This is a genomic window from Mycoplasma sp. 1654_15 (genome assembly GCF_012516495.1).
GTDB lineage: Bacteria > Bacillota_I > Bacilli_A > Mycoplasmatales > Metamycoplasmataceae > Mesomycoplasma.
The window spans coordinates 351,605-364,500 of record NZ_CP051214.1 but is presented as its reverse complement, the minus strand read 5'-3'; the positions used below and the strand labels follow the sequence as shown (position 1 = coordinate 364,500).

Below are 12,896 nucleotides of genomic sequence, written 5' to 3'. Positions count from 1 at the left end.
AAATGGCGGGTCAGACAGGATTTGAACCTGCGCGGGTTTTCACACCCCTAACGCGTTAGCAGTGCGTCCTCTTCAGCCTCTTGAGTACTGACCCATACCAGATACTATTTTATCATAAATTTAATAAAAACCAAGTTATAGGAAATAATAATGAAAATTCAAAATAAATATTTTTTAGCTATTGAATCATCTCACGATGACGCATGTATTGCTGTTTTGCAAGGATACAAAGTTATTTTTATGTTTAGCATTAGTCAAATTGATGTTCACCAAAAATATGGAGGAACTATTCCTGAACTAGCTTCGAGAGAACATACAAAGAATTTAGCCATCATTTTAGATCAGTTAAAAGCAGTCTTTGATATATCAAAAGTAGATTATGTTTTTTATACAAAAGAACCTGGTTTACTAGGTAGTCTACAATTGGGTTATCTCTTTGCAAAAGCAATTTCTCTTGTAATTAATAAACCAATTTTGCCTATCAATCATTTAATAGGGCATTTTTGGTCTGCTTTTATAGAAGAAATAGAAGAAAAAGAAGAAAATATTAATCAATTAGATATAAAATTCCCTGTCTTAGCTTTGTTAGTTTCTGGAGGACATAGCCAGTTCTTTTATGCTAAAAATGACACCGATATTCAAATTATAGGTAAAACTCAAGATGATGCGCTTGGTGAAATTTATGACAAAATTGCAAGACGATTAAAATTAGGTTTTCCAGGAGGTCCAGTTATTGATAAGTTAAACAAACAAAATCCTGATTTGAATGTAGAAAAATATTTTTCTATTCCTATAACTGATAACGTTTACGATCTTTCATTTAGTGGTATCAAAACTCAAGTAATTAATCGAATAAATAATCTTGAAAATCAAGGAAAAATTGTTAATTCTGCTCAGATAAGTGTAGATTTTCAAAAAAGTATAATTAAATATTTAAAGATGAAAATTGACAATATTTTGAAGGATTTTAAAGATATAAAGACAATTTCATTAGTTGGTGGGGTTGCTGCTAATTCAGAGTTAAGAAATTTGATTTTAAGCTATAAAAATGAAGGATTTATTACTAAAATTCCCCCTTTAAAATATTGTACAGATAATTCAGCTATGATTGGTTATGCAGGTATTAATTTACTTAAAAAATAAAGAAAAACTCACTTTAAATAGTGAGTTTTTATTATTAAATGTTAATTACATTTTTAAGCGTTTATTGTTTGGTGTTTTTTAACAAATAAATCAAGTCTTGAAGCTTTTCTAGATGCATTATTTCTGTGAAATACACCTTTTGTAACTGCTTTGTTAATTTCTTTGTGAGCTTTTGCTACTAAAGCTGCTACATTTTCTTGATTATGCATTGCAGCTACTTTTGCTTTTTTAATAGCTGTTCTAACTCTTGACTTGATTGCACTATTTCTAACTCTTGCTTTTTCATTTGAAGCAATCGCTTTGATTTTGGATTTTATATTTGCCATGAAATCTCCTTAAAAATATAATTAATAAAAATTTTGTCGAAACAAAAAGTATTAAAATTATACTATAAAATGTATTTTTTAAAAGTATTTTAATCTCTTACAAGGCTTAATATTTTTTGTTTTGTAGGTTTAACAGCTAAGTAGGTTCCTGAAACTATAACATCTGCTCCACTATCAAAAACTTGTTTTGCATTAAAATCTTTAATGCCACCATCAACTTGGATTAAAAACTTATAGTTATTTTCTTGTCTGATTTTTGCTAAGTTAGCAATCTTTTTATAGCTACTTTCTATAAAAGACTGACCGCCTTTACCTGGAAAAACTGACATAATTAAAACTAAATCAATTTCACTTAAAAATGGTAATAAAACCTCTTCAGAAGTATTAGGATTTATTGCTATTCCAATTTTAATTTTAGATTTATATTTTTTAATAAAATCCTTTATTTTTGAAGCATTTTCGAAGACTTCATAGTGAAATGTTGCATATGTTACAACGTTAAAAATTTGTTCCATTATTACTTCTGGATTGTATGCCATTATATGAATATCACTAATTTGATTTGGAAATTTTTTATGTATTTTTTTAATTTCTGAAACTTGGATTGCAGTGTTAGGAACGAATTTTGCATCCATGTAATCATAGTGAATTCACTTGATTCCTAAATTAAATAGCGTTTTGCTTGTTTTTAATCTTTGATTTTTTGAAACATTTAATAAAGAAGGGCTAATAAGTTTTGTTTTCATGATGAGTTAAAAAATAAATGTAATTTTCGTAGCGAGATTGAGGAATTTGCTTGTTTTTTAATTCTTGTTTTACTTTGCAATCTTGTTCTGGTTCAAGATGGTGAAAACAGGAGCTAAATTTACAAAATTGAGATAGGTATCTAAAATGAGAAAAAGCTTTAGGTAAGTCATTTTTACTGATTTCTATATCAAAAGAAGAAAAACCTGGTGTATCAATAATTTTTATTTTGTTTGAAAAGACTATTTGCACAACCCTTGTTGTATGTTTTCCTCTGTTAAGGCTTTTAGAAATTGCTTGTGTTTTGAAGCTATTATTAGTTAGATTATTAATAAAACTTGTTTTTCCAACTCCTGTTTGACCCATAATAAAAATGAGTTGATTTTCAAGCATTTTATAAAGTTTTTGATCTAAAGAAAAATTGCTATTATCAACAAAAAATATAGGATAATTCATATCTATATAGTCTTTTAAAATGGTTTTATAATTATTGTTTAAATCTTTTTTTGTGATAATAATTATGGGCTGAATTTGTTTTTGTTCAACAATTAATAAAAATTTATCTAAAAGTCTAGAAGAAAAATTAGGTTCTTCTATAGACATACATACAATGGCTTTATCAATATTTGCAACTTTTGGACGAATAAAAAAGTTTTTTCTTGGATGAATATTATAAATAAAACCTTCTTGTTCAAAGTCTACAAAATCTCCAACTAGTGGAGACATTTTGTTATTTCTAAGATTGCCATTGCATTTTAATAAATTAAAAAAAGTGTTGGATTCCGGAATTCATAAATCGTAAAAACCTGCAATTACTCTTGTTACTTGAGCCTTCATTTACTTGTTTAGTCCTATTAAAATCAAGGATAAATTATCATCAGATTGATTTTTAGTTGCTGTTTTTAAAAGTGAAATTGCTACATTATCAAGTTCTCTTTTAGAACTTAAGATTGTTTTAAATTCATTCTCTGATAAAAAATTAAATACTCCATCTGAAGCTAGTAAAAAGTAATCTAAATCTTGTGTTGGAACTTCAAAAATATCTAAAAAGAATTTACTTGTTGGTCCGATGCTAGATGAAATTAAATGTCAATCTTTGTTTTTTAACGCTTCTTCTAAAGTTAATTTTTCTTTTTCTAAATAAATTAAGTTTAAACGGTTGTGATCTTTAGTTATTTGGTTAAATTCTTGATTATTTGAAAAGCTATAAACTCTAGAATCGCCCGCATTTAAAACAAAAGCTTTTTGTAGTTTTTTTAAGTAAAAAACTGAAGTAAATGTTGTTTTAGTATCTAAATATCTTTCATCTTTTTTAGCAAGTTCAGAAAGTTTGTCTCTAGCAGCGGAGATAGTTGTTAAGTATCAATCATAAATTGAAACTTTTTCTCAAAACTTCGGAAAATTTTTATTATTAAAATGTGTTTTGAAGGTTTTTGTAACAGTTGAAGAAGCTACTTCTCCTGCAAAATGTCCTCCAAGTCCATCACAAACTATAGCTAATAAAAAGTCTTTATTTTCTACTACTAAAACTGAGTCTTGGTTGTTTTCTCTTAAACCGGTTTCTGTTAATATTGAATATTTCATTAGTTCTTGTCTTCTTTTATAATAATTTCTTCTACTTCTTTTGCAGCTTGTTTTAAATCTTTGTTAATTACTATGTATTGAAATTTATCTTGTTCATTTAATTCTTCTAAAGCTTTTTGAATTCTTAATTTAATTTGTTCTTCTGAGTCAGTTTGTCTGTTGATTACACGTTTTTTGAGATCTTCAAAAGTTGGTGGAGCTACAAAAATAGTAATAAGTTCATTAGTTTTGTTAGCTTCTTGGTACATTTTCATAATGTTGAGTGCACCTACAGTTTCTATCTCTAAAATTGGGTTAAAACCTTGAGATATTATGTTATCAACTTCAGATTTTAGTGTTCCATAGTAATTGTTAAAGTGTTTGTTTCATTCTAAAAATTCATTATTTTCTATTTTTGTTTTAAATTCGTCTTTAGAAATAAAGTAATAATTCTTGCCATATTCTTCATTTACTCTTTTTTCTCTAGTAGTTGCAGAGATAGAAAGTTTAATTTTTAACTTAGGATTTTGAAAAAGAATTTCTTCTATACTTCCTTTGCCAACTCCTGATGGTCCGGTTAATACTATTAATTTTGCCATTTATTCCTCATTTTTATACTGTAAAAAATATACTGTGTTTCTTGCATATTTTTTTTCTTTTAAAATTTTAAAATTATCAGGAATTAGTTTATTATCTAAGTTAGTTTTATAAATTAAAAATCCTTCTTTTTCAAGTATTTTATACTCGTAAATTTTTGAAAATGATTGCTTAGTTACTTCAATTTCAGCGTGTGGTGGATCTAAAAAGATGACTGAAAATTTTTGATTTTTTACTTCATCTAGTAATACTAAAGCACTTTTTCTTTGAATAAAATAATTTTCTATTTTGTATTTGTTTTTTAATTCTTCAATATTTTCGAAAACTTTTTTATTAAGTTCAGAAGCTATAACTTCTTTAGCACCTCTAGACAATGCTTCAATTCCAATAGCGCCAGTTCCAGAAAATAAATCTAAAACTCTTTTACCTGGAATAAAAAATTGCAAAGATGAAAAAATCGCCTCTCTTGTGCGATCTGACATAGGTCTTACAATGTTAAAATCTGGATTTTTAATTAATAAGTTTTTGTACTTTCCTGCAATAATTCTTATCATAAATTTTAGAAATTATAACAAATTTTTAGGAAAAACATAAAGGTTAGTTTCTATAAAAAGCTTTAATTCTTGGTAAATTAAAAAATTATTTGTTGTACTTACAAATTTTAAATACTGATCAACATTTAAACTTAAAAAATAATATGATTTTAACAAGGAAATATTTTGAAATTTATTATTTTTATAGTGAGTTTTACACAACATTCCGCCTTGTGAAAAATCAAAGTAAATTAAATTTTTATTTTTTAAACATTTAATACATTTATTAAAACTTATAAAATAACCTTGTAAAACTAGATGATTAGCAAGTAAAAAGACGATAATATGAAGATAATTATGTTCATTAACTATTTTTCATGAGAGTTTAATATTTTCAAAAAAATAATTACTAGTTTTGTCTAATTTATTAAGAAAAAAAGAAATAAATCTTCAAAATTCAAGGATTTTTGAGTTATTTAAATTTAAACTCAGTTCTGAATTTGCTTTTTTGAGTTTTGATAACTTGTTATTTAACCTTGATAAAAAAACTTCCAGCTCTGAAATACTAGATTCAAAAATTCCAAATTTGTTTTTTGATTCTGATTTTCTTGTTCCTAATGCAATAAAAGAAAAAATACTTTTATTTGTAATGGTTTTGACTATTAAATCGTTTTCTTGAAAATCATAAACTTGTAAAATAAGACCTTGGATTACTTCTGCTGACATAATTTGCTTATAAAGTGTAAAAAACCCTAGAATTATTAATTAAACTTAACAATTCTAGGGGTGCAGAAACTATTTGTAGTGAGTTAAATTATGTATTTTCACTTTCTAAACAAAAAGTTTCTTTAATTTTTAAATAAAAATGCTTTATTTAAAAAGCAATTTATTAAAAACTGTAAGAATCGATATTCTTATTAAGAATATATGGTGGCTCCGACAGGAATCGAACCAGTGACACACGGTGCTTCAAACCGTTGCTCTACCTACTGAGCTACAGAGCCATATGGCGGTCCAGACGGGGATCGAACCCGCGATCTTCTCCGTGACAGGGAGACGTATTAACCACTTTACCACTGAACCTTTTGGTTGCGGAGACAGGATTCGAACCTATGACCTTTGGGTTATGAGCCCAACGAGCTTCCAACTGCTCTACTCCGCTATGTGTTTTAATGTAAGCATATTATAGCATAAGTTACATTAAAATAAAAATTTTTTTGACTACTAAAAGTTTTATACTTCTTCGTAATATATGGCGGGCAATGAGGGATTCGAACCCCCGCGGGCTTTAACACCCCTGCCAGTTTTCAAGACTAGTCCCTTCAGCCTCTTGGGTAATTGCCCATGGTGGACCCAACTGGACTCGAACCAGTGACCGACCGGTTATGAGCCGGTTGCTCTAACCAACTGAGCTATAGGTCCAAATCGGTATGTCTAAATATATGGTGGCTCCGAAGAGATTCGAACTCTTGACCTTTCGGGTATGAACCGAACGCTCTAACCAACTGAGCTACAGAGCCATGGTGGAGAGGAAGGGAGTCGAACCCTCTACCTCCTGCGTGCAAGGCAGGCGCTCTAGCCAAATGAGCTACCCCCCCATGGTGAAGAAGACAGGATTTGAACCTGCGACCACTACGTCCCAAACGTAGCGCTCTACCAAACTGAGCTACTTCTCCAACTTCTAAAAGTTTTGAAGTAATAAAATTATACATTAATTTTCAAAAATGCAAAATATTTTTGTAAATTAAGTTATTTTTACTTAGTTTGACAACTGTTTCTTATAAATTATAAATTATTTTTATAAAATTACAAATTATGAATTTATTAATTCTTTTTAATATAGTTATTTTTATAGTTGGATACTTGATTGGATCAGTAAATTTTTCGATTTTAATTTCTAAATTATTTAAGAAAAAAGATATTCGTGAAGTTGGTTCTAAAAATGCTGGTTCTACTAATATGTTGAGAATTTATGGAAAAAAAATTGCAATTATAACTTTAATCTTAGATGTTTTAAAATCTGCTATACCTACAATAATAGTTTCTGTTTTACAGAAAAATGTTGAATTATTTATTTTTGTGGTTCCATTAGTAATGGCTTTAGGAGTGATTGTTGGACATATTTGACCACTTTATTTTAGGCTTAAAGGTGGAAAAGGAGCAGCTTGTCTTTTAGGTGCTTTTTTTGCTTTTAATTTAGTAATTGTATTAATTGGTTTTGTAATTTTTTTTGTAATATTATTAACTACTAAGTATGTTTCTCTTTCTTCTATTGTTGCTCCTTTTATTTTGGTTTGTTTATCATTTATACCTTGATTTTCTTTAGGGCAACTTGCTTTTTTTACCTTTGATTTAGAAGAATATTACTGATTAAATCCTTTATTTTTATTAATTGGTGATATTTTTGTAGTAATAGCACACAAGGAAAATATTGTAAGATTAATTAACAAAACAGAAAGAAAATTACAATTTAAAAAGTAGAACTATTTTTGTTTTAAACTACTAATTTGTTTAGCTTTAGTAATTAATTTAATTTGTTTATTATTTCAGTGTTTGTTTGCTTGATTTTTGTAGCGAATTTCGTAATCTAAGCTGTCTAAAGTTTTTAGAAATTGTTTAATAATGATTTGTGCTTGTTGTTTGTGTTTTTGCAAGATATTTTGTTTAATTTTTTCTTCCTTTGTAAATAATAACAAGGACTCTTCAAAAACTTTATTTTTAGAAAATATAGATTTTTTGATGTTTGCTTTTATCTATTATTGAATCAAAATTCATTATGTTCATTGGCTAATTGTAAAATTTTAGTTTGAAACAGAGAGTTAGTTGTATCATAAAAGACGCTGAAAATATTTATTTTTTGAGTATTAATTACTTTTTTAGCAAAATTAAAAAATTTTGATTGTAATTTAATATTTAAAAAATCTTTGTTCAAAATTTTATTTTGAATAATTTTTATATCATTTTCTTTAAAAACATATAAATTTCCAAGATCTATTACAGAATCGATTTTTATATTATCTTGAATTTTAGAGTTTAAATAAAAGAGATTTGGATTATTTAAATCAAATTCTAAGTCTAATTTACGAATAATAAAACTGTATCAAAAATCTTCTTTTCATTTTCAGCTAAATGCAATAAATTTTTGATGTGATTTTGGTTTAATAGGTTCTAAAAAATTATCTAAATATGCATTGTATAAAGTTTTTGAATTAGTTTTTGTATCCATAATATTAATTTAAAATTGTATAGTAAAATGAAGAAAAAAACAAAAAAAGCAAGAGAAATTCTCTTGCTTTTTACTAAATTTTTAAACTATTATTATTCTTCTGCTTCTTTGTACATAGAATCAATGATTTGAACTGATTTAGCAAATTTTTCTCTTTCTTTTGCATTTAAAGAAATTTCAATAACTTGTTCAATTCCATTTCTTCCAATTATTGCTGGAACACCAACGTTTACATCGAAAAATCCGTATTCTCCATGTAAGTTTGCTCCTACGATCATAATTTTACGTGAATCTTGAATAATATTTCTAATAATTGAAGCTAAAGCAGCACCAATACCGTAGAATGTTGCTCTTTTTCTGTTAATAATTTCATAAGCTTTTCTTGACACAGGATATTCAAGTTCTTGTTCATAATTTTCTTTTGTAATTCCTGTTGTTTTTGAAAATCTGCATAGGCATTCTCCAGCAATCTTAGCTGCTGAAAAAGCAACAAATGAGCTATCTCCATGTTCTCCCATTACATATGCTTGAACTGATTCTGTAGAAACTCTTGCTCTTTTGGCTATTTCAAATTGTAATCTTCTTGTATCTAAGATTGTACCAGATCCGATAACTTTAGCATGATCAAAACCTGTTTCATCACGGTAAGCTCTAGTAATAATATCAACTGGATTTGAAGCAATTACTGTAATTCCTCTAAATCCACTTTCTTTTACTTTTCTTCCGATTTCTCTAATGATTCTGATGTTGTCTTTGATTAGTTCTAATCTAGTTTCACCTGGTTTTTGAGGTCTACCAGCTGTAATAACTATAAAATCTGCATCTTTTAAGTCTTCATATTCTGCTGAAAAAACTTTAAAAGGTCTTACTGATGATGCAATAACATCTTCAAAATCTAAAACATTTCCATCACGGAAGTCATTATTTAAATCAATAATTCCATATTCTGAAGCTAATCCTTGATTCATTGCTGAATATAAAAAGGAGTTTCCTACGTTACCTGCTCCAATTAAAACTATTTTTGTTGCTTTCATTTTGTACCTCTTTTTTTCTTTTTTTCTTCTTTTTTATAGTGTTTTTAAGTTATTTATTAACTTTTTCAAGACCTTGAGAAGGTCAAAGTTTGTATGATGAATTTGGTTCTTTTGAAATAAGAATTCCTAAGACTGAAAGTGCTGCGAAAATAATAAATACTGCGTAAGCACCTTCTGTTGATTTTGATTGGATTCCAGCTACAATAACTGTTGCTATTGAGAAAAAGGCATAACCTAATCCTCAAATAAGTCCAAATTGGTATCCAACTTTTTTAGGATTTGAACCTTTGTATTCGTGAGGTAGATTTAATATAACACCTTGAATTCCTCAAAGCATTACTCCCATCAAGAATCCTAAAATATAAAATAATCAAGTACCATTACCTAATCCACCCATTTTTAATGTTGTTTGTTCAGCATTTAAGTTAGATGGAACAACCATGTATAAAAATACTATAGTTGCTAAAACGTAAAATAAAACTCCTAAACCTAAAATTAATGCAATAAAGTGTTTTCTTTTTAGTTTATATTTAGATCAAAGTCCAACAGTGAATGGACCTGCAAACATTCCACATAAAAATATAATTAAAAATACATTGATTATTGGATTAAATTGGCCTTTGATTTCAGTGTCTAATGCATAAATATTGTTTGACATTCCAGCAAATAGAGTTTTTGAAAAACTGGAAGGGAAAACAACAGCAATTAATCAACATCCATACAATAATGTTCAAATTCAAGTATCTTTTTGTTTTATGAATCTTCAAATTGATAATTTTTCTTGATCTGGATTTGTTAATTGTGCTTCTTTTTCCTTTCTAATTGTTGAAGGATAAATATCGAATCTAGAACCTAATAATATATAACCCAATAATGGAATTAAAGTTACTAAACCAAATCCTAAGTAGATTTCTTGTCAATGTGCACTAACTGCTTTTGAAACTGAAGTATCAACTGCAAATGGTGCTAGTGTAATAATTGTACCTATTGGATAAAATCAAGGTGTAAATTGTGAAATAACTGCTTTTTGACGATTGTTGAAGTATGCAGACACAATAGGTTGCACTAAAACAATCATTGTTGTACCTCCAATAGCTAGTAAAGCTCTCATAATAACAAAACCAGCATATGTTGGTGAATAAGGTGCAGCAATTCCAAAAAGCATAAATCCAAGCGCTAAAATAACTGCATATTTATGTGTAAATTTTGCAATTGCTCAACCTACAGCAACTGAACCTATGGCTCTTCCTATTGTAATTCCAAAGTTAGTCCCTTGCTTAGTGATGTCATCTACTCCTTCTTTTGGAAAGTAGTATCCCAAAGTTCCATATCCGTTTTCACCTGCTGCTCCATTTAGACCAAAAGCTAAACCTCAGTCAACAACGAAAAGTAAATATGAAAATACTAACAGGAACCATAAAATAATTCCTACTGAAAATGTTAGTGGTTTTTCTTTGATTTTTTCCGGCACTAAATATTTTCTAATATCGAAGCTCATTTTAATCTCCTTTCTTTTAATATATAACTATTTAATTATAAATTAAAAATCAAGAAAATAAAAAGTTTCAAGACAAAATCTTGAAATTCAAAATTAAAGATAGATAAATAGAGACTAAATGAAAGTTAAATAAGTATAAAAACTAATATAGTGATTCCGAAAAAAATAAATGTTGAAATAGAATCTGTTAAAGTAGCTAAAATTGGTGCAGACATAACTGCTGGATCTCTTTTAAGAATCTGTGCAAGTAAAGGAATTGATGAACCTAATATTTTTGAAAAAATTATTACTAAAAACAAAGAAAAAGAAGCAGCTGCTGAAATAATTAAAATATAATCTCTTTGAGTTAAGCCATTTTGTACGTGTTTTATCATAATTGTATGATCGTTAGTTGCAACTTCATAGTGCGCTAATTCTGTATTGAAAAGGTCCTTGCTGATTGTAAAATAAATTATTAACCTAATAAAGTTTACAACCATTAAAATTGAGCCTATTATGCTACCAACAGCTAATTCTTTTAAAAACACTTGCTTAAAGAAATTTTTACGTTCAATTTCTGATAATGAAATAGCTCGTACAATGGTAGTTGCAGATTGAGAACCTGCGTTTCCTGCAGCTCCTGAAATAACAGGAATTATCGAAACAATAGTGCTAATAAAAATTGATAAACCTAATATTTTAAGGCGTTGATTTTCTGCAATAGAATCGGTAAAAAACTGAATTATAACTTGAGATAAAGTAGAACCTAACATTAAAATAATTAATCAAAAAATCCTTGATTTTACTATCTGTAATGTGGTAGTTTTTATATAAGAATCTTCTATTTCTTTTGAAGAAATTCCAGCAAGTTTATACACATCTTCTGTTGCTTCTTCTTGAACAATATCGATTATGTCATCTGCTGTTATCATACCAACTAGTCTATCTTTTGAATTAACCACAGGTAAAACAGAAAAATCATTTTCAGCAAAGTGGTGGGCAACTTTTTCTTTTAAATCTGTAGTTTTCACAATCGGAGTTGCAAAGCAAATATCTTTTACAAGTTTGTTTTGATCAGAAAATACAATATCTTCTAAAGTAATTGCACCAACAATTTGTTTTTGATAGTTAACAACATAGTAATAATGAACTAACTCTGCTTCATCTTTATAGTTTCTGATTTTATCTAAAGCTTGTTTTGAAGTCAAATTTTCATTAAGATAAACGATGTCAACAGACATAATTGAACCAATTTGTTCATCTGTGTATTTTAAAAGTAAATTAATAGTATTTCTGGTGTTTTTATCAACGTTTTTTAATATCTTTTTTGCAACATTATCTGGAACTTCTTCGATAAGGTCGGCGATTTCGTCTGTATATAATTCTTCAAGCAATGCATTCATTTGCTCATCTGGTAAACCTGAGATTAATTCTTCTTGAATTTCTAATGAAAAATAAGAAAAAACTTCAGCAGCAGTTTCTGTTGTGAGCATACGAAAAAACATAGATCTTTCATATAAAGAAAATTCTGAAACTTCTTCTGCAAGTTGAGCAGCAGTGACCTGATTTGCGTATTGCCTAACTGCGTTAATGTCTTTATTCCGAATTAGTTCTAAAAGTGTCATAACTGCTCCTTAATTTATTTATGTACTAATAATGTTGTGATTTTTAAGGATAGCTTCAAGTTTACGAGCAAAATTATCAAAAGATACTGGCTCGATTTTTCCTTTTTGACTTATCCCTATTTCTCCTCTTTCTTCTGAAACAATTATTGTTGTTGAATCAGATTGTTCTGAGATACCTAAAGCTGCTCTATGTCTTGATCCATATTTACTTGGAACGGATTTTTGCGTTAGTTTAAAAAACGTAGAGGCATAAATTATTTTATTATCTCTAATGACTATTGCGCCATCGTGTAATGGTGATTGTTTGTTAAAAATAGCAAGAATAAGTGAAGAAGAAATATTTGCATCAATTTTAATTCCATCAGTTCTTAAATTATCAATTGCTACTTTATTTTCTATAGTAATAATAGCTCCGGTGTTGGTTGCTGATAAGTATTTAACAGCTGTAGTGATTTCGTGAACCAAACGCTTTTGGGTCGAATTCGAAAGCTCTTCAAATTTCGTTCTTTTCGAAGGTATTTTTTTAATAAGAAAAAATAGTTGTTTTGCTACAAACAACAAAAAAAAGATAATCAGTAATGTTAAAATTGCAATTTCATAATTCTGAGACATAACTACACCTTCTTTT

General features: G+C 27.9%; 15 protein-coding genes and 9 tRNA genes. 2 read left to right on the top strand and 22 right to left on the bottom strand.

Features of this window, described 5'->3' with window-relative positions:
• Nucleotides 1-3 precede the first annotated feature (3 nt).
• A tRNA-Ser gene (locus tag HF996_RS01655) sits at nt 4-94 on the bottom strand.
• 56 nt (nt 95-150) lie between these two features.
• Here HF996_RS01655 and tsaD point away from each other — a divergent pair.
• Nucleotides 151-1,143 (top strand): tRNA (adenosine(37)-N6)-threonylcarbamoyltransferase complex transferase subunit TsaD, encoded by a 993-nt coding sequence (gene tsaD, locus HF996_RS01650; protein ID WP_168910337.1) that lies wholly within the window; start codon nt 151-153, stop codon nt 1,141-1,143.
• A 53-nt stretch (nt 1,144-1,196) separates the two neighbouring features.
• Here the strand turns inward: tsaD and rpsT are convergent, their stop codons facing one another.
• The 15 genes from rpsT to HF996_RS01575 form a co-directional block, all read right to left on the bottom strand.
• Nucleotides 1,197-1,469 carry a 30S ribosomal protein S20 gene (rpsT, locus tag HF996_RS01645; protein ID WP_168910336.1) on the bottom strand — a complete coding sequence of 91 codons (273 nt, stop codon included), beginning with the start codon at nt 1,467-1,469 and terminating at the stop codon, nt 1,197-1,199.
• Between the two features lie 89 nt (nt 1,470-1,558).
• Nucleotides 1,559-2,215 (bottom strand): ribulose-phosphate 3-epimerase, encoded by a 657-nt coding sequence (locus HF996_RS01640; protein ID WP_168910335.1) that lies wholly within the window; start codon nt 2,213-2,215, stop codon nt 1,559-1,561.
• Nucleotides 2,196-3,050 carry a ribosome small subunit-dependent GTPase A gene (gene rsgA, locus HF996_RS01635; RefSeq protein WP_168910334.1) on the bottom strand — a complete coding sequence of 285 codons (855 nt, stop codon included), beginning with the start codon at nt 3,048-3,050 and terminating at the stop codon, nt 2,196-2,198. The genes HF996_RS01640 and rsgA overlap by 20 nt, the downstream gene beginning before the upstream one ends.
• Nucleotides 3,051-3,797: a PP2C family protein-serine/threonine phosphatase gene (locus tag HF996_RS01630; protein ID WP_168910333.1), complete on the bottom strand. Its 747-nt coding sequence runs from the start codon at nt 3,795-3,797 to the stop codon at nt 3,051-3,053.
• Complete coding sequence (gene gmk / locus HF996_RS01625; protein WP_168910332.1) at nt 3,797-4,375, bottom strand: guanylate kinase; 579 nt, start codon at nt 4,373-4,375, stop codon at nt 3,797-3,799. The genes HF996_RS01630 and gmk overlap by 1 nt, the downstream gene beginning before the upstream one ends.
• Nucleotides 4,376-4,927 (bottom strand): 16S rRNA (guanine(966)-N(2))-methyltransferase RsmD, encoded by a 552-nt coding sequence (gene rsmD, locus HF996_RS01620; protein ID WP_168910331.1) that lies wholly within the window; start codon nt 4,925-4,927, stop codon nt 4,376-4,378.
• Between the two features lie 12 nt (nt 4,928-4,939).
• Nucleotides 4,940-5,632, bottom strand: coding sequence for a recombination protein O N-terminal domain-containing protein (locus HF996_RS01615; RefSeq protein ID WP_168910330.1), 693 nt, complete (start codon nt 5,630-5,632; stop codon nt 4,940-4,942).
• A gap of 202 nt (nt 5,633-5,834) precedes the next feature.
• A tRNA-Phe gene (locus HF996_RS01610) sits at nt 5,835-5,910 on the bottom strand.
• Between the two features lie 3 nt (nt 5,911-5,913).
• Nucleotides 5,914-5,989, bottom strand: a tRNA-Asp gene (locus HF996_RS01605).
• Between the two features lie 3 nt (nt 5,990-5,992).
• Nucleotides 5,993-6,068, bottom strand: a tRNA-Met gene (locus HF996_RS01600).
• A 91-nt stretch (nt 6,069-6,159) separates the two neighbouring features.
• A tRNA-Ser gene (locus tag HF996_RS01595) sits at nt 6,160-6,250 on the bottom strand.
• 1 nt (nt 6,251) lies between these two features.
• Nucleotides 6,252-6,328, bottom strand: a tRNA-Ile gene (locus HF996_RS01590).
• A gap of 21 nt (nt 6,329-6,349) precedes the next feature.
• Nucleotides 6,350-6,426 (bottom strand) — tRNA-Met (locus tag HF996_RS01585).
• 1 nt (nt 6,427) lies between these two features.
• Nucleotides 6,428-6,504: transfer RNA gene (locus HF996_RS01580), tRNA-Ala, on the bottom strand.
• A 1-nt stretch (nt 6,505) separates the two neighbouring features.
• A tRNA-Pro gene (locus tag HF996_RS01575) sits at nt 6,506-6,582 on the bottom strand.
• A gap of 139 nt (nt 6,583-6,721) precedes the next feature.
• Between HF996_RS01575 and plsY the strand changes: the two genes are divergently transcribed.
• A complete protein-coding gene (gene plsY, locus HF996_RS01570) occupies nt 6,722-7,387 on the top strand; it encodes a glycerol-3-phosphate 1-O-acyltransferase PlsY (protein WP_168910329.1) in 666 nt (221 codons plus the stop codon).
• Between the two features lie 2 nt (nt 7,388-7,389).
• Here plsY and HF996_RS04075 read toward each other — a convergent pair whose 3' ends face one another.
• The 6 genes from HF996_RS04075 to HF996_RS01545 form a co-directional block, all read right to left on the bottom strand.
• Complete coding sequence (locus HF996_RS04075) at nt 7,390-7,602, bottom strand: hypothetical protein (protein WP_254427740.1); 213 nt, start codon at nt 7,600-7,602, stop codon at nt 7,390-7,392.
• A gap of 53 nt (nt 7,603-7,655) precedes the next feature.
• Nucleotides 7,656-8,132: a hypothetical protein gene (locus HF996_RS04070; RefSeq protein ID WP_254427739.1), complete on the bottom strand. Its 477-nt coding sequence runs from the start codon at nt 8,130-8,132 to the stop codon at nt 7,656-7,658.
• A 92-nt stretch (nt 8,133-8,224) separates the two neighbouring features.
• A complete protein-coding gene (locus HF996_RS01560; protein ID WP_168910328.1) occupies nt 8,225-9,166 on the bottom strand; it encodes an L-lactate dehydrogenase in 942 nt (313 codons plus the stop codon).
• Between the two features lie 49 nt (nt 9,167-9,215).
• Complete coding sequence (locus HF996_RS01555) at nt 9,216-10,664, bottom strand: hexose phosphate transporter (protein WP_168910327.1); 1,449 nt, start codon at nt 10,662-10,664, stop codon at nt 9,216-9,218.
• A 125-nt stretch (nt 10,665-10,789) separates the two neighbouring features.
• The gene (gene mgtE / locus HF996_RS01550) at nt 10,790-12,268 is read right to left on the bottom strand and encodes a magnesium transporter (RefSeq protein WP_168910326.1); all 1,479 of its coding nucleotides are present in this window, start codon (nt 12,266-12,268) and stop codon (nt 10,790-10,792) included.
• An 18-nt stretch (nt 12,269-12,286) separates the two neighbouring features.
• Nucleotides 12,287-12,880, bottom strand: a complete 594-nt coding sequence (locus HF996_RS01545; protein ID WP_168910325.1) for a diadenylate cyclase — start codon at nt 12,878-12,880, stop codon at nt 12,287-12,289.
• Nucleotides 12,881-12,896: the final 16 nt, after the last annotated feature.